This window comes from Synechocystis sp. IPPAS B-1465, from assembly GCF_003015225.1.
Lineage (GTDB): Bacteria > Cyanobacteriota > Cyanobacteriia > Cyanobacteriales > Microcystaceae > Synechocystis.
In genome coordinates, this window is sequence record NZ_CP028094.1 from 2604714 (window position 1) to 2628789 (window position 24076).

At 49.7% G+C, this 24076-nt stretch carries 23 protein-coding genes; 16 read left to right on the forward strand and 7 right to left on the reverse strand.

Annotated elements, in window-relative coordinates; genetic code table 11:
- The first annotated feature begins 74 nt into the window (after window positions 1–74).
- Window positions 75–683, forward strand: a complete 609-nt coding sequence (gene rpsD / locus C7I86_RS12260; protein WP_010873531.1) for a 30S ribosomal protein S4 — start codon at window positions 75–77, stop codon at window positions 681–683.
- 238 nt (window positions 684–921) lie between these two features.
- Here rpsD and C7I86_RS12265 read toward each other — a convergent pair whose 3' ends face one another.
- From C7I86_RS12265 to C7I86_RS12275, 3 genes are read right to left on the reverse strand one after another with little or no spacing between them, the layout of a single operon-like run.
- Window positions 922–2001 (reverse strand): AI-2E family transporter, encoded by a 1080-nt coding sequence (locus tag C7I86_RS12265; RefSeq protein ID WP_020862136.1) that lies wholly within the window; start codon window positions 1999–2001, stop codon window positions 922–924.
- Window positions 1998–2201, reverse strand: a complete 204-nt coding sequence (locus C7I86_RS12270) for a hypothetical protein (RefSeq protein WP_041428192.1) — start codon at window positions 2199–2201, stop codon at window positions 1998–2000. The genes C7I86_RS12265 and C7I86_RS12270 overlap by 4 nt, the downstream gene beginning before the upstream one ends.
- A 21-nt stretch (window positions 2202–2222) precedes the next feature.
- Window positions 2223–3485 (reverse strand): gamma-glutamyl-phosphate reductase, encoded by a 1263-nt coding sequence (locus tag C7I86_RS12275; protein ID WP_010873533.1) that lies wholly within the window; start codon window positions 3483–3485, stop codon window positions 2223–2225.
- A 454-nt stretch (window positions 3486–3939) separates the two neighbouring features.
- On the opposite strand from C7I86_RS12275, the gene C7I86_RS12280 reads away from it, so the two are divergent.
- Window positions 3940–6186 carry an ATP-binding protein gene (locus C7I86_RS12280; protein ID WP_010873534.1) on the forward strand — a complete coding sequence of 749 codons (2247 nt, stop codon included), beginning with the start codon at window positions 3940–3942 and terminating at the stop codon, window positions 6184–6186.
- 14 nt (window positions 6187–6200) lie between these two features.
- Window positions 6201–6644 (forward strand): response regulator, encoded by a 444-nt coding sequence (locus C7I86_RS12285; protein ID WP_010873535.1) that lies wholly within the window; start codon window positions 6201–6203, stop codon window positions 6642–6644.
- Window positions 6645–6833: 189 nt separating this feature from the next.
- On the opposite strand, the gene uvrB is transcribed toward C7I86_RS12285, so the two are convergent.
- Window positions 6834–8843: an excinuclease ABC subunit UvrB gene (gene uvrB / locus C7I86_RS12290; protein WP_010873536.1), complete on the reverse strand. Its 2010-nt coding sequence runs from the start codon at window positions 8841–8843 to the stop codon at window positions 6834–6836.
- Between the two features lie 191 nt (window positions 8844–9034).
- On the opposite strand from uvrB, the gene C7I86_RS12295 reads away from it, so the two are divergent.
- The gene (locus C7I86_RS12295) at window positions 9035–9445 is read left to right on the forward strand and encodes a hypothetical protein (protein ID WP_010873537.1); all 411 of its coding nucleotides are present in this window, start codon (window positions 9035–9037) and stop codon (window positions 9443–9445) included.
- A 163-nt stretch (window positions 9446–9608) separates the two neighbouring features.
- Here C7I86_RS12295 and psbX read toward each other — a convergent pair whose 3' ends face one another.
- Window positions 9609–9728, reverse strand: a complete 120-nt coding sequence (gene psbX / locus C7I86_RS12300) for a photosystem II reaction center X protein (RefSeq protein WP_010873538.1) — start codon at window positions 9726–9728, stop codon at window positions 9609–9611.
- 116 nt (window positions 9729–9844) lie between these two features.
- Here psbX and purN point away from each other — a divergent pair, with 116 nt between their 5' ends.
- The 12 genes from purN to C7I86_RS12360 all read left to right on the forward strand — a co-directional run bounded on the left by purN (window position 9845) and on the right by C7I86_RS12360 (window position 21609).
- On the forward strand, window positions 9845–10498 hold the full coding sequence (purN, locus tag C7I86_RS12305; RefSeq protein WP_010873539.1) for a phosphoribosylglycinamide formyltransferase: 654 nt from the start codon (window positions 9845–9847) through the stop codon (window positions 10496–10498).
- On the forward strand, window positions 10495–11217 hold the full coding sequence (locus tag C7I86_RS12310) for a PD-(D/E)XK nuclease family protein (RefSeq protein WP_010873540.1): 723 nt from the start codon (window positions 10495–10497) through the stop codon (window positions 11215–11217). The genes purN and C7I86_RS12310 overlap by 4 nt, the downstream gene beginning before the upstream one ends.
- Before the next feature lie 10 nt (window positions 11218–11227).
- Window positions 11228–12727 carry an AAA family ATPase gene (locus tag C7I86_RS12315; RefSeq protein ID WP_010873541.1) on the forward strand — a complete coding sequence of 500 codons (1500 nt, stop codon included), beginning with the start codon at window positions 11228–11230 and terminating at the stop codon, window positions 12725–12727.
- Between the two features lie 24 nt (window positions 12728–12751).
- Complete coding sequence (locus C7I86_RS12320; RefSeq protein ID WP_010873542.1) at window positions 12752–13510, forward strand: class I SAM-dependent methyltransferase; 759 nt, start codon at window positions 12752–12754, stop codon at window positions 13508–13510.
- A 102-nt stretch (window positions 13511–13612) separates the two neighbouring features.
- A complete protein-coding gene (locus C7I86_RS12325) occupies window positions 13613–14017 on the forward strand; it encodes a CAAD domain-containing protein (RefSeq protein WP_020862135.1) in 405 nt (134 codons plus the stop codon).
- 177 nt (window positions 14018–14194) lie between these two features.
- On the forward strand, window positions 14195–16222 hold the full coding sequence (locus C7I86_RS12330; protein ID WP_010873544.1) for a DICT sensory domain-containing protein: 2028 nt from the start codon (window positions 14195–14197) through the stop codon (window positions 16220–16222).
- Window positions 16223–16298: 76 nt separating this feature from the next.
- On the forward strand, window positions 16299–16790 hold the full coding sequence (locus tag C7I86_RS12335) for a PAS domain-containing protein (RefSeq protein WP_010873545.1): 492 nt from the start codon (window positions 16299–16301) through the stop codon (window positions 16788–16790).
- 135 nt (window positions 16791–16925) lie between these two features.
- Complete coding sequence (gene murJ, locus C7I86_RS12340) at window positions 16926–18527, forward strand: murein biosynthesis integral membrane protein MurJ (RefSeq protein ID WP_010873546.1); 1602 nt, start codon at window positions 16926–16928, stop codon at window positions 18525–18527.
- 126 nt (window positions 18528–18653) lie between these two features.
- Window positions 18654–19109, forward strand: a complete 456-nt coding sequence (locus C7I86_RS12345; protein ID WP_010873547.1) for a hypothetical protein — start codon at window positions 18654–18656, stop codon at window positions 19107–19109.
- Entirely contained in the window at window positions 19096–19530 is a 435-nt protein-coding gene (locus C7I86_RS12350) for a gamma-glutamylcyclotransferase (protein ID WP_010873548.1), read from the forward strand. Before C7I86_RS12345 ends, C7I86_RS12350 begins: the two co-directional genes overlap by 14 nt.
- Window positions 19531–19547: 17 nt before the next feature.
- Complete coding sequence (locus C7I86_RS12355) at window positions 19548–21035, forward strand: 2-succinylbenzoate--CoA ligase (RefSeq protein ID WP_231848038.1); 1488 nt, start codon at window positions 19548–19550, stop codon at window positions 21033–21035.
- 187 nt (window positions 21036–21222) lie between these two features.
- A complete protein-coding gene (locus C7I86_RS12360) occupies window positions 21223–21609 on the forward strand; it encodes a phosphomannose isomerase type II C-terminal cupin domain (RefSeq protein WP_010873550.1) in 387 nt (128 codons plus the stop codon).
- On the opposite strand, the gene C7I86_RS12365 is transcribed toward C7I86_RS12360, so the two are convergent.
- Window positions 21606–22607 carry an NAD(P)-dependent oxidoreductase gene (locus C7I86_RS12365; protein ID WP_010873551.1) on the reverse strand — a complete coding sequence of 334 codons (1002 nt, stop codon included), beginning with the start codon at window positions 22605–22607 and terminating at the stop codon, window positions 21606–21608. The genes C7I86_RS12360 and C7I86_RS12365 overlap by 4 nt on opposite strands.
- 93 nt (window positions 22608–22700) lie before the next feature.
- Window positions 22701–24002, reverse strand: coding sequence for a homoserine dehydrogenase (locus C7I86_RS12370; protein WP_010873552.1), 1302 nt, complete (start codon window positions 24000–24002; stop codon window positions 22701–22703).
- Window positions 24003–24076 lie beyond the last annotated feature (74 nt).

Genomic DNA, 24076 nt, shown 5'->3' on the forward strand with positions numbered 1-24076 from the left:
TCTCTAGGTTTTGCTTGGACAATGGGGTATAATGGGACGTTTGGGAATTATTAATTAGGAGATGACCAACTAAGATGTCTCGTTATAGAGGACCTCGTCTGCGGATCGTCCGCCGCCTTGGGGAATTACCCGGTTTAAGCCGCAAATCCCCTCGCCGTGCCTACCCCCCCGGCCAACATGGCCAAGCCCGTCGCAAACGTTCTGAGTATGCCATTCGGCTAGAAGAAAAACAGAAACTACGGTTGAACTACGGCATTACGGAAAAGCAATTGGTCCGTTATGTGAAAAAAGCCCGTCGGGCTACGGGTTCCACCGGACAAGCTCTGTTAGAACTGCTGGAAATGCGCTTGGACAACACTGTGTTCCGTTTGGGCATGGCTGGCACCATTCCGGGGGCTCGGCAGTTAGTCTGCCACGGCCACATCACCGTTAATGGCCAAGTAGTAGATATTCCTAGCTACCAGTGCCGCCCCGGGGATATTGTCAGTGTCCGTGATCGGGATCGTTCCCGTAAATTGGTGGAAACCAATATGGAATTTCCGGGTTTGGCCAATGTGCCTTCCCATTTGGAGTTCGATAAAAATACGTTTACTGGCAAGGTCAACAGTGTTATTGACCGCGAGTGGGTGGCGTTGCAGATCAATGAATTGCTTGTAATTGAGTATTATTCTAGGAAAGCGTAGATCTGTCTGGGGAAATGGGGGAGGTTTCACTTTCCCTTTCCCTAACCACGGAAGGGTGGCATTTTTTGAACAAGCATAGAGTTAAAAACTGCGAAACTTCTTTGGAAGTTAATATTTAGCATTTCCTGACTGATTCAATTTAGATCTAGTCGATGTGGACTTCGTGGGAGTTTACAGGAGGATTATTCTCACCTTCAGGCCGACTTATCCGTCAGTTAAACCTACTGTGGCCCCCTCTCTAGGATTTTGGTAATGCAGGGGAGGTTTGTGTTGGTTTTTCTTCTCCAGCGTCTTCCGAGCTTTGCCAACGGTCAAGAATATCTTTTATTAGTATTTCTTGCACTAACACTTGTCCCACTAGGGTTAGGGGCACCGCCAACCACAGTCCAAAAAGTCCAAACACACTCACAAAAAAGACCTGGGCTAACAGTAAAACTCCCCGCAAAATTGGCTGGGGTTTGCCCATGCAATGGAGGGTGATCCAATGGAATTCAAAATAATTAATCAGTCCATAGAGTACCATCACCAATAGGGGTTTCCAGGCATTATCCAACAGGGCGATCGCCATGGCGGGGACTAGACTAATCAGGGGGCCAATGTTGGGAATGACGACAAAAATACCGGCCACAAGGGCTAGGGCCAGGGGAAGCCGCACCTGAAGTAAAACTAAACCGAACCAAGTGGCAGCGGTGACCACCACAGCACTGACTACCACCAACCGGAGCCAATCTTCTAGCAAGATTTCCGATTCCTTCAGAATTACATCAACCCGTGCTCGATAAAAAGCGGGGAAACAACGGATGAAACCCTGACGGTAAGCCCTGGGATTAGCCAAAAACATCAAACTAAGCACAATCAACAGTAAAAGGGTGAGGGGTAACCCTAGGGTGCTGTAAAACAGGCCTAAACCGTTGCCGGCTAATTTTTGCAAAATGGGCCTAATCTGCCCGGTAATTTGTTGCCAGTTGGGCAGGAGGGGGGTTAATTCTGGGTCGATCGCCCTGGCTATTTTCCGGAGCCATTGTAGAGTGCCATCAATGCTGGCGGGCACCAGGGTCAGGAGTTGCTGGAATTGGTCCACAAAGGGGGGAATGATCAGAGCCACTACTATTACTAGGGCCAACAGTAGAATGATGACCGCTAGGGGAATGGATAATTGTTTTTTGACGCCCCGTCGCTGGAACCATTGGGAAAGATGGTTGAAACCGTTGGCCAGCACCACCGCAGCAAACAGCAGTAGCAATAATTGGCGGATCTGCCACAGGACTGCCCCCATCAAAAGGAGACTAATAAAACCAGACCATTGGGCAAAGGTCATGGTATTTTCCTCCCCTGCCATTCCTGTAGCCCTAACCAAACGGCGATCGCCAGCACTGGAGTGAACACCAATAGTAAGACCCAGGGCAACTCCGGTGGGGGAGCAAAGGCAGGCACAATAAATTTAATGCCCCAGGAGATTAAGAATGAGGGAAGTAATACTTTTAGAGTCAGTAATGCCAGAGAATTTAAATGGGACATGGGTAATGGCTCAAAAAATGCTCAACTGCGACTTTCTCCCTGGACAATTTGCTTGGGGGTCATAAATGCTTCTAGCCCAATTAAGCCGCGCCTTTGACCCTTTTGGCTCGATACTCCCAAAAATAATGATTCCCCATGGCGGGGATTACGACAAAAATAGGGCGGAATATTCACATAAACCAGGGCGCTGTCCACCCCCATGGAAAATTGGCGACTTTCCTGGTAGGAATCCGTGGCAATACAGTCCCCGTGGCCACTGCTATGGCTATTGATCCAGGCGATCGCCGTTTTCAGGTTTTGGGTAGTGCGAAAGGCCACTGTCCTGTCCAGGTAAGCTTTACCCCATTCATTCTCCTTAGCTAGGGTGAGATGGTCGGGAAATTGCTCACAGAGTTCAGCGTCCCCCCGGAGCTTAAAGCCCTTGGCCTGCAAGTTGTTCAATAGGCGTACCAAGGGCGCTGGATTTTGCCCCGGACTAACCAAAACTTTTTCAATGGCATTGACCGGATCTGGATGGCCCACATGGCTGTCAATGATCATCTGGCGCACCATTTCCAAGTCCCCTTTACTAGACCAGTAGAGGTAACAGTTGCCCATGGCGGCCTTCAAGACCGGGGGAGTGCATTGTTGGCTAATTTGTTCCACAAAACTGGGGCGGCCATAGGGAATAACCAAATTGAGCTGGCTGGCATTGCCTACCAAGTCCTGCACATTGGGTGAGGTTTCGCTGGGAATATGGCTAACGCTATCCACTGGTAAATCCGCATCCAGTAAACCTTCCCGCAATATTTCGCAAATAGCCGCCGTGGAATGGCTCGAAGCACCGCAACTTCTTAGAACTAGACTGTTCCCCGTTTTCAGGCAAAAGCCCGCGGCGATCGCTGCCAATTCAGGAAAGGATTCATAGACCAGGGCCACCACCCCCAAGGGCATTAACTGGCAATAGGTCTGGGCCAGGTTAAATTGGTAGGGGGAAGCCATAACTCGCTGGAGGGGATCCGGCAGGGAAGCCAAACGCTTCAGGATAGTCACTGTGTTTTGCAACCTTTCCGGGGTGAGCTTGAGCCATTCACAGAGACAATCCGCCACGGACATTTCCCGACTCACCACCAAGTCCAAGGTATTGGCTTCCAAAATTTGGGCAAAGGAACGTTCCAACGCCTCCGCCATGGCCAACACCGCCCGACTCCGATCATTACCGCCATAGGAATCGAGGGCAAGGAAAGCTCCCTGGGCAGCATCGAGAACCCTTACTAAACCGGCCGCGGCATCGTCGCTAGTCATCGAAAATTATAGGGGGCAAAGCCCACCCGCAAAGATGGATTTATTTCGGACAGTTTGTTTGACGGACACCCACCCAAGTAACAAAAAGGAAAGGCTAGGGGTTTTGGAGGTTAGAGGTAGCCAATCGCCGGATTGACAGTTACAAATAATTAAACAATCAAAGCCCAAATTTAGTCAAAATGGCGATCGCCAAGGGACAGTCAGCCAGGGTGGATAATCTGGCTAATCATTAAGAAAAATTGCAAAAGAGTTTCGTTGTGTAACGTTGCGGTTTGGAAATAAAAAAGCTTCGTTAGGATGAAAGCACCCAGAATATTTGGCCGTTATCGCTCCAGGGACGGAGATGGAGTTGTTGGCCAGTCCGCCATTATTGCTAACCAGTTTAAAGCCAAATTTGCGGCCTCGGTCGTGATTGGTATCAGCCTCTCCCCATAGACAGTTAAGGGAAAAACCCATGGCCACCACCGTACAACTCAGCGACCAATCCCTCCGTCAGCTAGAAACCCTCGCCATCCACACCGCCCACCTGATTCAGCCCCACGGTTTAGTGGTGGTCCTGCAGGAACCAGACCTCACCATCAGCCAAATTAGCGCCAACTGCACCGGCATTTTAGGGCGATCGCCAGAGGATTTGTTGGGCAGAACCCTAGGGGAAGTGTTTGATAGCTTTCAGATTGATCCCATCCAGAGTCGCCTAACGGCCGGACAAATCAGCAGCCTCAACCCCAGTAAACTTTGGGCGCGGGTCATGGGGGACGACTTTGTCATTTTTGACGGGGTTTTTCATCGCAACAGTGACGGTTTATTGGTATGTGAACTAGAGCCAGCCTACACTTCCGATAATCTGCCCTTCCTCGGTTTTTATCACATGGCCAACGCTGCCCTGAATCGGTTGCGCCAACAAGCTAATCTACGGGATTTCTACGATGTTATTGTCGAAGAAGTCCGCCGTATGACTGGCTTTGACCGGGTGATGCTATACCGCTTTGATGAAAATAACCACGGTGATGTCATTGCCGAAGATAAACGGGATGATATGGAACCCTATTTGGGCCTGCACTATCCCGAATCGGATATTCCCCAACCCGCCCGTCGGCTATTTATCCACAACCCCATTCGAGTAATTCCCGATGTTTATGGTGTGGCGGTGCCCCTGACCCCAGCGGTTAACCCCAGCACCAACCGAGCGGTGGATTTAACAGAATCCATTCTGCGCAGTGCGTACCATTGCCACTTGACCTATCTGAAAAATATGGGGGTAGGAGCGTCTTTAACCATTTCCCTAATTAAGGACGGCCATCTCTGGGGGCTCATTGCCTGCCACCATCAAACCCCCAAAGTAATTCCCTTTGAACTGCGTAAAGCCTGCGAATTTTTTGGTCGGGTGGTGTTTAGCAACATTTCCGCCCAGGAAGATACGGAAACCTTCGATTACCGGGTGCAGTTGGCGGAGCATGAAGCGGTTTTATTGGACAAAATGACCACGGCGGCGGATTTTGTCGAAGGATTAACTAATCATCCCGATCGCCTGTTGGGATTAACGGGCTCCCAGGGGGCGGCCATTTGCTTTGGGGAAAAATTGATTTTAGTAGGGGAAACCCCGGACGAGAAAGCAGTGCAATATTTACTGCAATGGTTGGAGAATCGGGAAGTGCAAGACGTTTTCTTCACCTCTTCCCTCTCACAAATTTATCCTGATGCAGTGAATTTTAAATCCGTGGCCAGTGGCTTATTGGCCATTCCCATTGCCCGTCACAACTTTTTGCTCTGGTTTCGCCCTGAAGTGTTGCAAACGGTTAATTGGGGCGGTGACCCAAATCATGCTTACGAAGCTACCCAGGAAGACGGTAAAATCGAGCTCCATCCCCGCCAATCCTTTGACCTCTGGAAAGAAATTGTCCGACTCCAATCTTTGCCCTGGCAATCGGTGGAAATCCAAAGTGCCCTGGCCCTGAAAAAGGCGATCGTCAACCTCATTTTGCGCCAGGCAGAAGAATTGGCCCAGTTAGCCCGCAACTTGGAACGCTCCAACGCTGATTTAAAGAAATTTGCCTACATTGCTTCCCATGATTTACAGGAACCGCTCAACCAAGTGAGCAATTATGTACAACTGCTAGAAATGCGCTACAGCGAAGCTCTAGACGAAGATGCCAAAGACTTCATCGATTTTGCTGTGACAGGGGTTTCCCTGATGCAGACTTTGATTGATGATATTTTGACCTACGCCAAGGTAGATACCCAGTATGCCCAACTAACTTTCACCGATGTGCAAGAAGTGGTGGACAAAGCTCTGGCTAACCTGAAGCAACGGATTGAAGAAAGTGGAGCAGAAATTGAAGTGGGTTCCATGCCCGCAGTAATGGCGGATCAAATTCAGCTCATGCAGGTATTCCAGAACCTGATCGCCAATGGCATCAAGTTTGCCGGGGACAAGTCACCCAAAATTAAAATCTGGGGCGATCGCCAGGAGGATGCCTGGGTGTTTGCGGTCCAAGACAACGGCATTGGCATTGACCCCCAATTCTTCGAGCGGATTTTTGTCATTTTCCAACGACTCCACACCAGGGATGAATATAAAGGCACCGGCATGGGGCTAGCCATTTGCAAAAAAATCATCGAAGGCCACCAAGGGCAAATTTGGCTAGAGTCCAACCCAGGGGAGGGCTCCACATTCTACTTCTCCATCCCCATTGGCAACTAAAAAGGTATTGAACCATGTCCGACGAATCTAATCCCCCCAAGGTCATTTTGCTGGTGGAAGATAGCAAAGCCGACAGCCGCCTTGTCCAGGAGGTGTTGAAAACCAGCACCATCGACCACGAACTGATCATTCTCCGGGATGGTTTGGCGGCCATGGCCTTTTTACAGCAACAGGGAGAATACGAAAATTCCCCTCGCCCCAACCTAATTTTGCTGGATTTAAATCTTCCTAAAAAGGATGGCCGGGAAGTGTTGGCGGAAATCAAACAAAACCCGGACCTAAAAAGAATTCCCGTGGTAGTGTTAACCACTTCCCACAATGAGGATGATGTGATTGCCAGTTACGAACTCCACGTTAATTGTTATTTAACCAAATCCCGCAATTTGAAGGATTTATTCAAGATGGTGCAAGGGATTGAATCCTTTTGGCTAGAAACAGTCACTTTACCGGCAGCTTAATTGGCATCCTCCGAATGGCTAACCCAGCCATTGTCCACCAGATTGTCGTTGTTTGGGCGGATAGGAATCTCCTTGCTTTTGGGATGATGATGATATTAAAGCCCCTGAAGTAGGTTCCAAAAAAGCCAACCATTTTGGCGATCGCCGTTTCCAAACCATTGATGCCGTAAAGCGTTTGGCGCGGCCAATTTACTTTTTGTGGCCCAAAAGCCGATCACGCAAATGTTGAATGCGGTCTCGGTAGATGGCAGCTACTTCAAATTCCTGTTTTTTGGCCGCTTCTTGCATTTTTTCCTCCAATTGTTGAATTAAATCGGGGATTTTTTCTAGGGGTAAATCCTGGGCTTGTTCATATACTTCCTCCAACTGTTGACTGTTTAAACGACGGGAAATATCAAGAAATTGCAAAATGGCATTGTTAGCCCGTTTATTAATCGGTTGAGGGGTAATACCGTGCTTTTCGTTATATTCTTGTTGGATTTTCCGCCTCCTTTCCGTTTCGGCGATTGCCTTTTGCATACTGTCGGTGAAATTATCAGCATATAAAATCGCCTGTCCCCGAATATGACGGGCGGCCCGGCCAATGGTTTGAATTAAAGAACGCTCTGCCCGCAAAAAGCCTTCTTTATCTGCATCCATAATAGCTACTAGGGAAACTTCCGGTAAATCTAACCCTTCCCGCAATAAATTTACCCCAATTAACACATCAAATTCCCCGTCTCGTAAAGCTTGTAAAATCTCAATACGTTGAATAGATTGAATCTCGGAATGGAGATATTGAACCTTGATGCCCCGTTCAGAAAAATAATCGGTTAAATCCTCCGCCATCCGTTTAGTTAAAGTTGTGATTAATACCCGTTCTTTCAGCTTTACCCTGGTTTGAATTTCCCCGTATAAATCATCCACCTGGCCGGTGGTGGGACGGACAAAAATTTCCGGATCAAGAACTCCAGTGGGGCGAATTACCTGCTCAATTACCCTTGCTTCCGATTGCTCTATTTCCCAAACTCCCGGAGTGGCAGAAACAAACACACACTGTTTAACTTTTTGCCAAAATTCTTCTGCTTTTAGGGGGCGATTATCCGCCGCACTGGGCAGACGAAAGCCATGGTCAATTAAAACTTTTTTTCTGGCCTGGTCGCCATTATACATACCCCGCAATTGGGGAATAGTCACATGGGATTCATCAATTACTAATAACCAATCTTCGGGAAAATAATCCACTAAACATTCCGGTGGTTCCCCCGCCTGGCGATCGGCTAGATAGCGGGAATAATTTTCTACTCCGTTGCAATAGCCCACTTCTCGGAGCATTTCCAAGTCATAACGGGTGCGTTGACTTAATCTTTGAGCTTCTACCAACAGATTATTTTTTTCTAAAAAAGCTACCTGTTGTTCCATTTCCGTTTGAATTTGCTGACAGGCTTTTTCTAGGGTTTCTTCTGGGGTGACAAAGTGACGGGCGGGATAAATGCTGATTCTGTCTAAACTTTGCAAAATTTCGCCGCTGACCGGATCAATTAACCGTAGAGCTTCCACTTCGTCACCAAAAAATTCGATGCGAATCACCCGATCTTCATAGGCCGGCACAATTTCCAACACATCTCCTTTGAGGCGAAATCGTCCCCGTTGTAATTCCACATCGTTGCGGCTATATTGCACATTGACCAAATCCCGAATTACTAGGCGGGGATCATATTCGGCACCCACTTGCAGAGGAACGGCCGCTTTGAGATATTGGCTGGGAATACCCAAACCGTAAATGCAACTGATGGAAGCTACCACAATTACATCCCGTCGTTCAAACAGAGAACGGGTGGCGGAGTGACGCAACATATCAATCTCATCGTTGATAGAAGCCGTTTTTTCGATATAGGTATCGGTGACGGGAATATAGGCTTCTGGCTGGTAATAGTCGTAATAACTAATGAAGTATTCAACCGCGTTTTCGGGAAAAAATTGCCGCAATTCATTACATAATTGGGCCGCCAAGGTTTTATTGTGGGCTAATACCAATGTTGGTCGTCCCAACTCCGCAATAACCGAAGCCATGGTGAAGGTTTTCCCCGTTCCCGTTGCCCCCAGCAGGGTTTGAAACTTGTGCTCTCCCTGCAAAGACTCGATCAAACTGGCGATCGCCGTGGGTTGATCTCCGGTAGGACGAAAGGGCGCATGGAGGGAAAAGAGGTCAGAAGTCATGGCGGCAAAGGAGCTATAGTCTGGGATAATAGGGCTGATTAAAGATAACTATCGTGGCTGGCCATTCAGCGGTGTATCTTTGAAGACAAGCAGAGTAATGCTAACAAAACACGGTGGGTGGCCTGTCTGTCTCGCACAGTGCTTTATTGTTGATCAATTAATCGAATATTTATATTAAGGAGATAAACAGCATGACTGAGGAACAGCAGGGGCCCAACACCACCCCCAACGAAGAAACCGCCAGCAAAACCACTGCCGCTAACCGGAGCCGTCGTCCTAGAGCCGGTTCCAGCAAAGATGAGTCCGCCTTGGTGAAGCCCAAGCATATCGGTGGTCTTGATCTACTGCCTACCCCCAAGGGCATGCCCACTAATCGACCGATTGAAGCCAGCAAGATCCATGTGGTAAGTACTTATGGTTCTATGGGAGCCACCAGACCAGTGGGGGCCAGCACCATGGAAGTGAGCAGTACCATGACCGTTTCCGGTAATCGCCCCATTGCCCTGAGCCATCTCCACATCAGCGAAATCACCGCTGGCAATCGTCCCGTAGCTTCCAACGAGATTGATGATCCCAACACCCTGATGGGCTACCTGGATTAGTCTTGCGGTGGGAATTTTTGCTTTGTTCCCTTACCCTGAACTCCCATCTAGGCGATCGCCAGGGGCATAGTTAATCAAAACAGGTCTACTAAAAATGAGCCTCCAGCTTCGGAAACTATGGCCGACTGGAGGTTTTCACTATCTAAATTGTCCAGGGAAAAACCTAGGAACGGGTGATTTTGTCTTTTTGGCTGATGAAAATTAACCCGACGGTGGCGGGGATCAGCACAATGGCAGCCCCTAAAACCAGGCTCCAGAGAAAGTTTGCTAAAGAAGGGGTCATATCGCGTTAACCTCATTTTATAAAGACATCGCTCCCCATTCTATCGCCATCGGATGTCAAAGTTAGCCCGTTGAGGGCAGGATTGCTCCGGGGCCCAAGCCCCTAATTTTTAACCTATGTCGGCTATGTCAGATTTGTCGAATAACTTGAGTTTTATTTCCCCCCCCGTTGCTTTAGGGAATATTCCCCAACCCCGCTGTTTATCCCTTGGGATAATGGCATCCGGTAGTGGTAGTAATTTTGAGGCGATCGCCAAGGCCATTAAGGAGGGAAAGTTAAATGCAGTGGTGAAACTGGTGATTTACAACAACCCTAATGCTGGGGTTAGGAAACGGGCCATGGACCATGGGGTGCCCCACCGATTACTCAACCATCGGGACTACGACAGCCGGGAAGATTTGGATCAAGATATTGTTGAGCATTTTCGCCAAGCAGGGGTGGAATGGGTGATCATGGCCGGGTGGATGCGTATTGTCACTCCAGTACTATTAGATGCTTTTAGCCGTCGGGTGTTGAATATCCACCCCAGTTTATTGCCTAGTTTTCGAGGTGTGCGGGCTGTGGAACAGGCCTTGGCGGCGGGGGTGAAAGTGAGTGGTTGCACAGTCCATTATGCCGAAGCAACGGTGGATAGTGGCCCCATTGTGGCCCAGGCGGTAGTGCCCATTCTGGCTGATGATACGGGGGAGACTCTCCATCAACGCATTCAAGTCCAAGAACATCGCCTCTTTCCCCTGGCGATCGCCCTTGCCGCCCAGCAAAGCCCATGACTGCCCCCTATTTTTCCCTCAGCCAAGGTCACCTGCAACTGTTGAGTGTTTGTCCGCCCCAATTTCAACGGCGTTATTGGGAACAGTTGGGCGGTTTACTAGAACCCCAGCGCCAGGTCAAAACGGAATGGGGCCAAAATTTTCACCAACTGGTTCAACAATGGACTTTGGGTTTGCCCTTGGAAACTTTAGCAGCCCAGAGCCTTGACCCCCAGGACGTTAGCCTACTGGATTCCCTAAAAAATTTAATTGCCACAGTGCCGGCGCTCCACCTCCCCCCCGGCCAAAGGCAGGCTGAACATCAACGCACCCTAGCCAGGGATGATGTTTTATTGACAGTAGTCTATGACCTGTTGGTGCTCACCCCGGAGCAGGGGGAAATTTTTGATTGGAAAACCTATCCCCAGCCGGCCAAACCGGAAAAACTCCACCACCATTGGCAGACTAAGCTTTACCTGTACGTGTTGGCAGAAACTAGTTCCTATTCCCCCGAACAGTTATCCATGACCTATTGGTTTGTGCAGTCACCGGAAAAAATTCAGCACTATACCATTACTTACAACGAAGCTCAGCACCGGGCCACTGAAAGGGAGTTAACCGATTTGCTCCAGCAATTTCGTCAAGGATTAGCCGCTTGGCATCGACACCGTACCCCCCTGGCCCACCGACATAATTGTAACCGTTGTCCCTACCACGACCAGTTTTTTCCACCAGACTAGTTATTTGCCCATGACTTTTAGTGAAGAATTTGAATTACTATTGCGGGCCTGTTATCCCCTGCTCTACATTCCCACCCAGGAAGAAGAACGACTGGAAATGGCGATCGCCAGCAGTGCCCAGAGGTTGGGCAATCGCTCAGTTTACTATTGGGATTTTGTAGAAGGGTACCAGGGCAACCCCAACGGAGCCAATGTGGGCCGCCGCAATCCCCTCCAAGCCTTGGAATTTATCGAAAAATTACCCGCCAGTAGTAATGGCATTTTTGTCCTGCGGGATTTTAATCGTTTTCTAGACGACGTTTCCATTTCCCGAAAACTACGCAACCTTGCTCGCCGTCTCAAGGCCGAAGCTAAAAATCTTGTCATTGTCGCACCCCAAATCTACATCCCCAATGAGTTGGCCGAAATCATTACGGTGATGGATTTTCCTCTGCCCAGTAGTGCCGAAATTCAAGGAGAAATTGAACGGTTGTTGACGGGTTTGGGACAAAAAGTAGAGTCTTCCCTGCGAGATGAGTGGAGTCGCGCAGCCCAAGGTTTATCCATGGAAAGAATTCGGCGGGTGTTGGCCCGTTGCCTAGCAGACCATGGCCAGTTGGGGGCAGACGATGTGGAATTGATGCTAGAAGAAAAACGTCAATCCATCCGCCAAACCCAAATTCTTGATTTTTATCCCGCCAGTGAACGCATCAGCGACATTGGAGGCCTAGATAATCTCAAGGACTGGTTGCTCCGGCGGGGAGGAGCCTTTAGTGAGCAAGCCCGTCGTTACGGTTTACCTTATCCCCGGGGTTTACTACTGGCCGGCATCCAAGGCACTGGCAAATCCCTCACCGCTAAGGCGATCGCCCACCATTGGCATTTACCGTTGTTAAGGTTGGATGTGGGCCGATTATTTGGCGGTTTGGTAGGAGAATCGGAAGCCCGCACCAGGCAGATGATCAACCTCGCGGAAGCGTTAGCCCCCTGTGTGTTTTGGATTGACGAAATTGATAAAGCCTTTGGGAGCATGGACAGTCACGGGGATGGGGGCACCACCAGCAGAGTGTTTGGGGCTTTCATTACCTGGTTGGCGGAAAAAACTTCCCCCGTCTTTGTGGTGGCCACCGCTAACAATGTCCAGAGTCTGCCGCCGGAACTGTTGCGGAAAGGTCGCTTTGACGAAATTTTCTTTGTGGGACTGCCCAATAAAACAGAAAGGGAGGCCATTTTTTCTGTGCATCTTAACCGTTTGCGACCCCATAAAATGGCTGATTACGATATCCACCGCCTGGCCTACGAAACCCCAGACTTTTCCGGAGCAGAAATTGAGCAAATTTTGGTGGAAGCGATGCACATTGGCTTTAGCCAGAATCGGGAATTTACCACCGATGACATTCTTTCCGCCGCGAGCCAAGTGGTGCCCTTAGCTCGCACCGCCAAAGAACAAATCCAATTTTTGCAGGAGTGGGCCGCCGCTGGTAAAGCCCGTTTAGCCTCCAGGGACAGCGGTTTTCCCGCCATTAGTTAACCATTCATCCCGTTATTACTTGCCATGGCCAGTTCCCCCAGACCCACTGAACAAACCAAACAATTTTTTCAGCAATGGCAAACCTATCAGCAGTTGGTTGACCACAATTACATGGCCCATCGGCAAATTCACCAGGCGGTGGGGGCTTTGATTCAACAACAGTTCGATCGCCCGTTTGATTTTTTGGACCTTGGCTGTGGGGATGCCCAGGCGATCGCCAAAACTTTGACGGGGAGTAAAATCAATTCCTATACAGGGGTAGATTTATCCCCCAATGCCCTGGCCCTAGCCCAGAAAAATTTGGACCCTTTTCGACAGGTGGAGCTAAGGGAAACGGATTTTTTGACCTATCTGGGTGAAGCCAACCAAACCGCCCCAGCCAGCTTTGATCTGATTCACGTCGGTTTTTCTTTGCACCATCTGCTCCCAGAAGAAAAGGAACAATTTTTTGCCCATTGCTTTTCTCTGCTGCGCCCTGGGGGATGCCTAGTTATCTACGACGTTTTTCGTCAGCCCGAGCAAAATCGACAGCAGTATATTGAAGCCTATTTAGCTAAGGCCGAAAGTCAATGGACTGCCCTTGCCCCCGACCAACTCCAGGCGATCGCTGCCCATATAAAGGAGTGCGATTTCCCCGAATTGGTGGCTACCATGGCAGAAATTGGCCAAAAAGTAGGATTTATACCACCCCAAGTCCTCTTTACTGAGCCTAGGGGTTTCCACCACTGCTTTGCCTTTGCCATTAGTCAAAGTGGAAAAGCCCTGGCCCAAGACGGGGTGTAAAAAGCAATTTTCCGATAATATGGGCAGAAGCTAAACAGTGCCCCAATATGGGAAGCTGTGGGCCGTAAACATTCAATCCGAATAATAAAGGACTGGTTGAAGATGGAAGAACAAAAGACAGCAACTGCCGGGATTAAAACCGATGTAGGACCAATCACTACTCCCAATCCCCAAAAGTCCCCAATCACCGACCAGGCTTGGCAGGAATGGCTACAACCGGTGTGGGAAGTGCTGGGTAAAATTCCTCAAATGACCGGGGAGTTTTTCGAGGACAACAAGCAACCCCTCATTTCCCTGGGCATAATCCTGTTGGGCATTATCAGCGTCAAAATCTTGATTGCTGTGCTCGATGCCATTAATGATATTCCTTTATTGGCACCAACTTTACAGTTGATCGGCATGGGCTACACCGCTTGGTTTATCTGGCGTTACCTTTGGAAAGCTGAAAAGCGCCAAGAGTTGGCTTCCGAATTTGGTGCACTAAAGGAGCAAATTTTTGGCGGTTAGTGTCTCCAGACCGCCCCAGCCTCTTTTTCCTGCGCCTATCCTCCGGGTTTGATGTTCGGGGGATTTTTTCTGGCCCATGACCAACCGTCCCGTCCCATCGGTGTGGGATAGTTCTCCCTTCATTGGTATTCTAGGAGTTAGTTTTTCGCCATTCTTCCTCCCCTTTTTTCAGGAGCGATGAGCAACTCCCCGTCTGTTCTTACAGAGCTATTGCAGGCTTTACCCAATCTGCGGGCCCAAACCTACTTCAAGTCTTCCCTCACGGCCTTGTCCCACGCCATGGAAGACCAGGTACTAGCGGAAAGTACAGCGGGCAATCCCCTGATCATTGCGGCTTTTCAGCGGGAGAGATTTTATCGTCAAGAAGCCCACCGTTATCGACGTATTGCCGATAAGAGCAGTCAGGTTTACGTGCTCTCCGCTCCGGAGACGGAATTTAAACACAACTCCGGCATTTACGAAACCATTGCCTTTACTCCTGAAGACAGCCTCGCCCAGGAATGGCATTTGATTGTCATTGGCGATCGTTATGCCAGTTGTCTAATTTGTCGAGAACGACCGACCCAGGATAAATGGGATAGTAACCGCCGTTTTGAAGGTGTTTGGACCTTTGATCGCCAGGTGAGTCGAGTTGCAGCCCAACTATTGCTACAACGGATTTTAGCCTACCGTCCAGAGTTACAAGCCAAAATCGAGGAGGCGACCCAAACCTGGCTCCAGCCTTCCTGCACTGTTCCCCCCCGGGGCATTGACGATAACCCTGATCCCTTTGTACAACGGTTAATCACCTATCTCCAAGCTGGACAGTATAAGTTAATCAAAGCCAATCGTAATTTGCAGGACAAAGAAGAGCGGGAGAGACTGCTTAACTCCATCACAGGGGCGGTGCGACGTTCCCTTGATCCCGAGGAAATTATGCAGGTGGCGGTGGAAAAACTAGGCCAAGGTTTGGGCATTTGCCGTTGTGTGATTTACCGCTGTAGTGCTGATGATACAGTGGCGACCATTAACCATGAATTCCTCGGTAGCGGTGTTGGTTCCATCAAGGGTTATCCCTGGCCCCTCAAAGATAATCCCCTTTTTCAGGAGGTGGTGGTCCTCAAGGAGGCGATCGCCATCGACAACATCGACCGAGATCCAAGGTTAGGGGAACCGGAGCCTTCTACGGGGGAAGTGAAAACCCTGGTGAAGAGTTGTGCCATTCTGTCCTGGATGTTAGTGCCAATTTTTTATCGGGAAAGGTTGCTGGGCATGATGGAATTTCACCACTGTGGTCCTGCCCCCACGGAGTGGGAGGACGATGCCCTTACCCTAGTGGAAGGGGTGGCCACCCAAATTGGGGTAGCACTGATCCAAGCAGAATCCTATGCCAACCTACAGGAATTGAATGAGCAATTAGCTGCCCTAGACCGCACTCGGTCTAACCTGGTGGCCATTACAGGGCATGAACTACGCACCCCCCTTTCCACTATCCAAGTGTGTTTGGAAAGCCTGGCCACGGAGCCGGATATGCCCCAGGAATTGAGACAGGTAATGTTGAACACTGCCCTGGAAGATGCGGAGAGGATGCGCAAACTGGTGCAGGACTTTCTCACGCTATCTCAACTGGAAAGTGGACGAGTGGAATGGAACGCAGAGCCAATTTCCCTAGAAGAATGTGTGGAGCTTTCCTTGAGCCATATCCGAGCCCACAATCGGGGCCAGGAAGTACCTGTCATTGTCAATCAGGTGAATGGCGAAACTCCCATGGTGGAGGCGGACGGGGAATGGTTAGTGGAATTGTTGACCAAGCTTTTGGATAACGCCATCAAGTTTACCCCCACCAATGGTAGGATTTCCATCGCTGTCGATCGCCCGAATCCGTCCCAATTGGAAGTCACCATCACCGATACAGGGCGAGGTATTGAGCCTAACCGCTTGGAAACCGTGTTTGACCGTTTTTACCAAGAAGAAGGAGCTTTACGCCGCAGTCGGGGGGGCACTGGCATTGGCCTGGCCATCTGTCGCCAAATTGTTAGCGGTTGGGGAGGGGAAATCTGGGCCGCTTCCGATGGCAAAAACCATGGCACCCAGTTCCATTTCACCGTTCCTATTGTTATGCCGGAAAATCCAAATCTTGGCGTGGAAGAAGTTGCCCCGAAAAAGCGTAAAGCAACCTCCCCCCGCATTGCATCCCGGAGCAAAAAGAAACAGAAGTTTTCCTGATTTATCCTAAAAAATAGCCCTTACCTTTACCGAATATCTGCCATCCCCCGACGATGGCACCAGTTTTAGTCCCCGTATGGAGTTTAAAAATTTTTTCGATGCTCTGCCCCTTGGTGTTTTCGTTGTCGATGCCCAGGGACGACCAGTCTATGCCAACCTCGCCGCCATTGAGCTCCTAGGCAAAGGCCTCTGGCCCGAAGCGGCGATCGACCGGTTAAACGATATTTACCAAGCCTATCAAATCGGCACAAATCAACTTTATCCCCTCACAGAACAACCTTTGCTTAGGGCTCTCCAGGGAGAATCCCATCAGGTGGATGACATGGAAATCCGCCAGGGGGGACAAATTATTCCCTTGGAGGTGACGGGAACTCCCATTTTTGATCAGCAGGGCCAACTGCAATACGCCATGGTGGTGTTAAGGGATCTACGCGATCGCCAACGGAGAAATGAACGGCAGATTGCTTTGCAACAGGATTTACTGCGGCGTAACCAGGGGCTGGTGCAAGAAAATGCCACTCTGAAGCGTAAATTAGCGATGTTGGAGGCTCGATTGGAAGCCAGTTAAAACCAATGCAGTTGCAAGCCTGACAACCCAAGCCGAGCTTATGGAGTCCTTGCTATCCCCTTTGATTGGGGAAACATTAGGCCGTGCCACCGTTCTTCCTAGATAATGGCCCCTTGATCTATTGGAATCTAGCCTGTGTCTCCGTCTGGTAAATCGTCCCGTTCCTTAGCTAATATCGCTGGCATTGTGGCGATCGCCACCTTGATCAGTAAGGTTTTTGGTTTATTGCGTGAACAAATCATCGCCGCCGCCTTTGGGGTGGGGACGGTGGTGACGGCCTACGCCTATGCCTACGTGATTCCGGGTTTTCTCTTTATACTTCTTGGGGGCATTAATGGCCCATTCCACAGTGCCTTGGTTAGTGTACTGTCCAAACGAGATCGGGAAGAGGCGGCACCCTTGGTGGAAACCGTTACCACCCTGGTCAGTGGGGTGTTGCTTGGGGTAACCATCATTTTGGTACTGGGGGCGGGCATATTCATTGACCTGCTGGCGCCGGGGTTAGAACCGGAAACCAGACGCATGGCGGTGCAACAGTTACAAATCATGGCTCCCATGGCCCTACTTTCGGGGTTAATTGGCATTGGCTTTGGGACTTTAAATGCGGCAGATCAGTACCTATTGCCCAGTATTAGCCCTTTGCTTTCCAGTATTACCGTCATTCTGGGTTTAGGGGTCGCAGTCTGGCAATTGGGACAGCAACTAAACACAGAACCCTATTGGCTATTGGGTTCTCTCCTATTAGCAGGGGGAACCACCGCTGGAGCCGTGTTGCAATGGTTGGCTCAGATTGTGCCCCAGGCCAAAGCGGGTATGGGTAAATTGCGGCTGAGGTTTAATTTTGCCCTGCCGGGAGTAAAGGAAGTTTTGCAGGTGATGATTCCGGCCACCCTGTCTTCAGGGATGTTGTATATCAACTTTGCCACCAACCTGTTTTTTGCTTCCTTTATTCCCAATGCGGCGGCCGCCATGCGTTATGGCAATTTTGTCGCCCTCACTCCCCTGGGCATTATTTCCAATATGATTTTGGTGCCCTTTTTGCCGGTATTTTCCCGCTTAGCCGATCCCCAGGATTGGCCAGAATTAAAACTCCGTATCCGCCAGGGCATCATGTTAAGCGCCCTGACCATGTTTCCCCTCACAGCTATTTTGGTGGGGTTAGCCATTCCCATTGTCCAGGTTATCTATGAGCGGGGGGCTTTTGATGCAGAGGCGGCGGCAGAGGTGGCTCCAGTGTTGGCAGCCTACGGTTTAGGCATGTTTTTCTACCTTGGTCGAGATGTTTTGGTGCGGGTATTTTATGCTCTGGGCGATGGGAACAGTCCTTTCAAAGTAAGCCTATTTAATATTTTTCTGAATGGTTTATTGGATTACCTCTTCTATAAGCCCTTTGGCACCGTGGGTATTGTCATGGCAACGGTGGGGGTAAATCTTTTTTCCATGACTATTTTTATTTGGATGCTGAACCGTCGCCTAGCCGGTCTAAGTTTGGGGGGCTGGGCCATGGACCTGGGTAAACTGGTGGGTGTTACGGCGATCGCCAGTGTGGCTGGCTGGCAGGGGAGTGTGCTGTGGCAGAGACTTTGGGGGGTGAATAGCCTGGTGGAGAATATCCTGGAAGTGCTCACCATGTCCAGCATTATCCTAGTAGTGTTCACTGTGGGAGTGGCCTTGGCTAAAGTACCGGAGGTGGATTTACTAGGCGATCGCCTGTGGAAAAAATTCAAAAGGGTTTAGGCAGCAAAGAAATTTTCCCAAGGGCAATGAAAGAGTTAGGTTTTTTAGATGTTCCAGCACAGATCAATATTGTTACTATCAACCTCTCGGTCAGTACTATCTGCTTGAAGTAGCTAGAATGATGCCATGGCAACCTTCTTGGCCCTATTACCCCGCTCCCTAACCACATTTCTGTATGCTGTAGCGGCATTATTGAGGTTTTATGGCAACATCGACACCACCCCCTTCCAACTCATCCCCTTTACCATCCTCGAATGGAGTTTCTGGGCGTTCACTTTGGGCACAGCGTCTTTGGTGGTTAGTCTCGGCCTTGAGTGGAACGCTGGAAATCGAAGCCGATATCAAGCGGCTCAAGCAAGAGAACGAGAAACTCGACGAGATGATCTTGCAAACGAGGAACGAGAAAAAGCAGATCGAGAAAGAAACAGAGCAGATCAAGAAAGACAACGAGCGGCTGGCCGAGCTAGAATCCAAAATCGATTCTTCATTTCGCAAATACGGCATCAACTTACCCCTAACCCAGATACCAGATCAGCCCTGACGGATTTTCTCAGCTTTCTCCAAGAGTATGGCGAGCCCTAATTTATTGCCCGTGGATATGAAGATTAAGGTTTTTGTTTATGGCACCCTCATGCCGGGGGAATGTAATCACCAAGCCTACTGCCACCGTCAGATTGAGCCCCCTACCCTGGGCTATGTGCTCGGCCAAATCTACCATCTGCAATATTTTGGTTATCCAGCTCTGGCGATCGGAGAGGACCGGGTTTGGGGCTATTGCCTCACCTTTCCCCCTGGGTTTTCCCTAGAACACCTGGATAGTTTGGAAGATTATCAACCAGGGCGATCGCCCCAGGAGAATGTTTATGACCGTTGCTGGGCTGAGATATTTGATCCCCAGGATCAGGTAATGACAGAAGCGTGGCTTTACCGTATGGACTCTCGCAAAATTGAGCAGTATGGGGGAATTTACCTGCCCCATGGCCGTTGGTCTGGAAAGCTATAATTCACGGCCTGATGTCTATGCAATTCATGGAAACTGGTATGCCGGACCTACTGAATTCCCCCCAGGCGATCGCCTCAGCCTTGGAATTTTCTTTAAAAAATGGCTTGGGAATTTTAGGGCAAGAATTACCCCTTGATTGGCAAATATGGGAAGAAGAATACGAGCAAAGTTTGACAGGAATTGAATCTCCCCAGATTTTGTTAGCGGAGACAAATGTGGGCAAATTTTGGGCAGCGGTGGTGGCTTTTTTGCGGGTCGGCCGGGGGACGTTATTCATTGCTAATCATCAATGGCAACAAAGGGAATGGCAACAAGTGGCCCAATTTTTGCAACCCGATCGCCTCTGGGGATCATTAATGTGGCAACAGCAGTGGTTAAAGCTCACCGATAGTAATTCAGAATTAACTTCCGTTCACCACAAAACTAACACTCCGAAAAACCAACTAGAAGGGAAAAGCCCAGAACTATTAATTGGTTTTCCCACCGGCGGTTCTTCAGGCACAATCCGTTTTGCCCTCCACAGTCCCCAGACTTTGACCATGGCAGTGGACGGTTTAAAGCAGTTCCTTGGCCCCCTGTTACCTAGGAATGGCCAAATTAATAGTTTTTGTCTGCTTCCCCTGTACCATGTGGGGGGCTTTATGCAATGGTGGCGATCGGCCTTAACTGGAGGGAATTTTAGCCCTCTGGATTACAGCTTAGTGAAACAATCTGCCCCTCCTTTTCCCCCCGATTATGTCACCTCTTTAGTGCCCACCCAGTTGGAGTATTTGCTCGATCGCCATGGTGCCTGGTTAAAAAATTTCCGGCTAATTTTTTTAGGGGGAGCTCCGGCCTGGCCCGCACTCTTGGCCAAAGCAAAAACGGCAAGCCTTAACCTAGCGCCCACCTATGGCATGACGGAAACTGCGGCCCAAATTGCCACCCTTACCCCGGCAGAATTTCTGGCCGGCCAAACGGGTGTCGGAAAGTTGTTGCCCCATGTTCAATTGACCATTACCAACTCCAAAGATGAAATGGTTGCCCCCGGCACAGTGGGCCTTATCAACATCCAATCCCGTGCTTTATTCAAAGGTTATGTCCCCCAGAATGAAAACTCCAGCCGGGAAATTTTCACCACCGGGGATTTAGGTTATTGCCACAACGGTTATCTTCATATCACCGGTCGTCGGGGTCGGCGTCTCATCAGCGGCGGAGAAAATATTGATCCAGAGGACATAGAAGCTCTCTTGCTCGATCGCCATTTAGTCCAAGATGTGGTCATCGTCGGAGTTGGCGATCGCCATTGGGGAGAAATGTTAGTAGCAGTCTATGTACCTAACCCGGGTCCGGGGAATGATGTTTCCACCCTGAGCCAGTGTGTCAAAGCTCAGTTAAGTAAACCGAAATGTCCGAAGCATTGGTTGCCCGTTTCGACCCTACGGCGATCGCCCTTGGGCAAATTAAACTACCAATTTTGGCAAACTTGGGCTACGGAGCAACTAGGGGTCGAAGAGGAGGAGTAACAGCAATAACCTGTGAGTATGGTTTATTTACCGACTTTGCCTAGGATTCAAGTAAGTCGGGGTAAACAAATTTTTGACGTTGATTGGTGCTGTCCCCATAGGAACCTAAACCCTAACTAAGCCGTTGTGTTAGCCTGGGTTAGAAAAAATTGTCGATGCGGTTAATTGTTGTTGAGGAAAAAGATTAATGATTGCCACTCCCCTTGCCCAAGCTGCCACCACCCCCAGTCATTTACCCACGGAAACCAGACCTTGGGGTTCTTTTACCACCCTGGAGGAGGGCAACGGTTACAAAATCAAACGCATCGAGGTCAACCCCGGCCATCGTCTCAGCCTACAAATGCACCATCATCGCAGTGAGCATTGGATTGTAGTCTCCGGCACCGCCCGCATCGTTTGTGGAGATAAAGAAGAACTTTTGGAACCAAATCAGTCCACCTATGTGCCCCAATGCACTGCCCATCGTCTGGAAAACCCTGGGGTAATTAAATTAGTTTTAATTGAAGTGCAGAATGGGGAATATCTGGGGGAAGACGATATTATCCGTTTTCAGGATGACTACGCCCGCGGCTAATTACGACCAGTGGATTTTGGGCTAGCGGCCATCAATTCGGCAATGGTTTGGCAATGGGCCGGTAAGCCTAACTGGGCTGGAGCAACGGGGTTGGGATAGGTGAAATGGCGATAATCCAGGCAAAACCTATCCCAGTCCGCCATTTGAATGCGGAACAGCTTGATGAAAATATTGGCCAAGGTAAGAGAGAGGGGAATTTGAAAGTAGATTTTCTGGCGATGATACTGGCAAACCTGACGGATACCTTCCGTGGCGGTGAGGGGAGCATTACCTAGCACCACATCAATTCGTTTCTGGGGGGGATTGTCAACGTAATAGGCCACCACCCGAGCTATATCCCTACCGTGGATGAAGTGGAAGCTTCCATCGGCCCGGAACCAACGGATCAGGGGTAACCAACGCAAAATTTCCCCCAATCCGCCGGAAAGATGGGAATAGGGTTTACTGGGTTCGCCGCCAAAGACCAGGGTGGGATAAACCACTGTGATTTTGTTAGCCATGGCTTCGGCAATGGGGGTGACTTCCGGTGGAGAATCATGGTGGGATTCCAACGCCTGATGACAGAGATATTTGGTGCGGATATAGTCAGTGCCCAAACTTCCTGCTTCTGGTAGTGGTTGCCCTTGGCGGTCCAAAATGCTGGCGGTGGAAAAATAAATTACCTGTTCGCACCGTTCTGGGTTGAGTAAATTAATCAAAGTCAGGGTTTTGACCACGTTAATGTTGTAGGTCTCCTGGCGATCTCCCCAACTGGTGGCAATGAGAATGGCGCAGTCCATGGTTTGCAGCAAGTCTGCGTGGGCTTCAATGGTGCCCATGTCACCGGGGATTAAATGAATATTACTCCTCAGCTTGGGATCAAATTGGAGTTTATCGGGATTTCTCACCAGTAGGAATAGCTCATGGTCTGTGCCTTGGATTAATTCATCCGCTAAATAGTGGCCAATGCAACCACTGATCCCGGTGATAAAAATGCGTTTTAAACTAGCCATGCCCATACACTCCCCAGAAATAAATTAATTTTGCTCACCCTAACCAAAAAAGGCGATCGCCAAATCCTTGCCATTATTGTTTTGCAATCAACATTGGCTTTAGGACAGCACCCGGATCACACTAGGAATTTCCTTCACTGCTTCTAGTTGGCTAATTTCCTCCAGGGCGGCCCGGTAATCCCCTTCCCGCACATCATGGGTAACGACGACAATTTCTGCACAGCCATCGGTGAAGCCAATTTGCACTAGGGATTCTAAGCTAACCCCGTGGTTGCCAAAACCCATGCCTAAATGGCCAATTACCCCCGGCACGTCAGCACAGAGGAAGCGGCAATAAAAACGGGTAACTAGATCTTCAATGGGGGAAACCTGGCAGTAGTGTTGGTGGGTGCAACTGAGCAGGGGATCAAGGGCAGGATTTTCGTCACTGCTGGTAATAATGCCAACAATGTTAATTACATCGGATACCACCGCACTGGCAGTGGGGCCAGCTCCCGCTCCCCGACCGTAGAACATTACTTGCCCCAGGGGATCTCCAGTCACCAACACACCGTTGTAAACTCCATTAACGCTGGCGAGGGGATGATCCTTGGCGATTAAAGTGGGATGTACCCGCAGTTGCAATGCTTCTGAATCTTCCCCCGCATTACCATCGGCGATCGCCAGTAGTTTAATCACAAAGCCCAGGCGATCGGCGTAGGCAATATCCACCGCACTAACGGATCTAATGCCTTCACAGGCCACATCTTCCCGTTTAACCCGGCCGCCAAAACCGAGGGAAGCAAGGATGGCAATTTTGTCCGCCGCATCCAATCCATCCACATCGGCACTGGGATCCGCTTCGGCATAACCCAATTGTTGAGCGGCCGTTAATACCTCGTCAAAATCCGCCCCCTCACTGGTCATGCGGGAAAGAATATAGTTAGTGGTGCCATTGAGAATACCGACGATACTTTGGATGCGGTTGCCTCCCAGGGATTGCTTGAGGGGCTTAATGATGGGAATGCCGCCCCCCACCGCCGCTTCCAGGAGGACATAAACGCCGTGTTGATTGGCCGCTTCGTAAATTTCTGGGCCGTAACGGGCAATGACCGCTTTGTTGGCGGTGACAATGTGTTTTTTATGGGCGATCGCCTGGAGAATGAGGGATCTAGCGGGTTCCAATCCTCCCATCAACTCCACCACAATGGCAATGTCAGGATCGGTGACAATGGCTTCTAGGTCGGTGGTCAAAACCTCCGGCGGCAAATTTACTTGGCGGGGTTTATCCAAGGAACGCACCCCCACTGCTTTAACCTCAATGGCTTTGAGCAGGGGACTACGACCCTGCGGATCCTGCAAAATTTCCACTGTGCCACTGCCGACGGTACCTAGACCGAGTAAACCAATTTTAACTGTCACAATTTTCCTCCCGTTGCCTTTCCTTTCTTTAGGTTACTGGCGATCGGCTCCCCATTCTATCTGGACTTGGGCAG

Coding starts and splice junctions, on each gene's coding strand:
- C7I86_RS12355 (WP_231848038.1), top strand. CDS start 19,548: ATGCAATTCATGGAAACTGGTATGCCGGACCTACTGAATTCCCCCCAG.
- C7I86_RS12285 (WP_010873535.1), top strand. CDS start 6,201: ATGTCCGACGAATCTAATCCCCCCAAGGTCATTTTGCTGGTGGAAGAT.
- C7I86_RS12310 (WP_010873540.1), top strand. CDS start 10,495: ATGACTGCCCCCTATTTTTCCCTCAGCCAAGGTCACCTGCAACTGTTG.
- rpsD (WP_010873531.1), top strand. CDS start 75: ATGTCTCGTTATAGAGGACCTCGTCTGCGGATCGTCCGCCGCCTTGGG.
- C7I86_RS12295 (WP_010873537.1), top strand. CDS start 9,035: ATGACTGAGGAACAGCAGGGGCCCAACACCACCCCCAACGAAGAAACC.
- C7I86_RS12350 (WP_010873548.1), top strand. CDS start 19,096: ATGGCGAGCCCTAATTTATTGCCCGTGGATATGAAGATTAAGGTTTTT.
- C7I86_RS12325 (WP_020862135.1), top strand. CDS start 13,613: ATGGAAGAACAAAAGACAGCAACTGCCGGGATTAAAACCGATGTAGGA.
- C7I86_RS12270 (WP_041428192.1), bottom strand. CDS start 2,201: ATGTCCCATTTAAATTCTCTGGCATTACTGACTCTAAAAGTATTACTT.
- C7I86_RS12275 (WP_010873533.1), bottom strand. CDS start 3,485: ATGACTAGCGACGATGCCGCGGCCGGTTTAGTAAGGGTTCTCGATGCT.
- C7I86_RS12365 (WP_010873551.1), bottom strand. CDS start 22,607: ATGGGCATGGCTAGTTTAAAACGCATTTTTATCACCGGGATCAGTGGT.
- C7I86_RS12345 (WP_010873547.1), top strand. CDS start 18,654: ATGGCAACCTTCTTGGCCCTATTACCCCGCTCCCTAACCACATTTCTG.
- C7I86_RS12330 (WP_010873544.1), top strand. CDS start 14,195: ATGAGCAACTCCCCGTCTGTTCTTACAGAGCTATTGCAGGCTTTACCC.
- C7I86_RS12360 (WP_010873550.1), top strand. CDS start 21,223: ATGATTGCCACTCCCCTTGCCCAAGCTGCCACCACCCCCAGTCATTTA.
- C7I86_RS12315 (WP_010873541.1), top strand. CDS start 11,228: ATGACTTTTAGTGAAGAATTTGAATTACTATTGCGGGCCTGTTATCCC.
- C7I86_RS12280 (WP_010873534.1), top strand. CDS start 3,940: ATGGCCACCACCGTACAACTCAGCGACCAATCCCTCCGTCAGCTAGAA.
- psbX (WP_010873538.1), bottom strand. CDS start 9,728: ATGACCCCTTCTTTAGCAAACTTTCTCTGGAGCCTGGTTTTAGGGGCT.
- C7I86_RS12335 (WP_010873545.1), top strand. CDS start 16,299: ATGGAGTTTAAAAATTTTTTCGATGCTCTGCCCCTTGGTGTTTTCGTT.
- C7I86_RS12320 (WP_010873542.1), top strand. CDS start 12,752: ATGGCCAGTTCCCCCAGACCCACTGAACAAACCAAACAATTTTTTCAG.
- uvrB (WP_010873536.1), bottom strand. CDS start 8,843: ATGACTTCTGACCTCTTTTCCCTCCATGCGCCCTTTCGTCCTACCGGA.
- purN (WP_010873539.1), top strand. CDS start 9,845: ATGTCGGCTATGTCAGATTTGTCGAATAACTTGAGTTTTATTTCCCCC.
- C7I86_RS12265 (WP_020862136.1), bottom strand. CDS start 2,001: ATGACCTTTGCCCAATGGTCTGGTTTTATTAGTCTCCTTTTGATGGGG.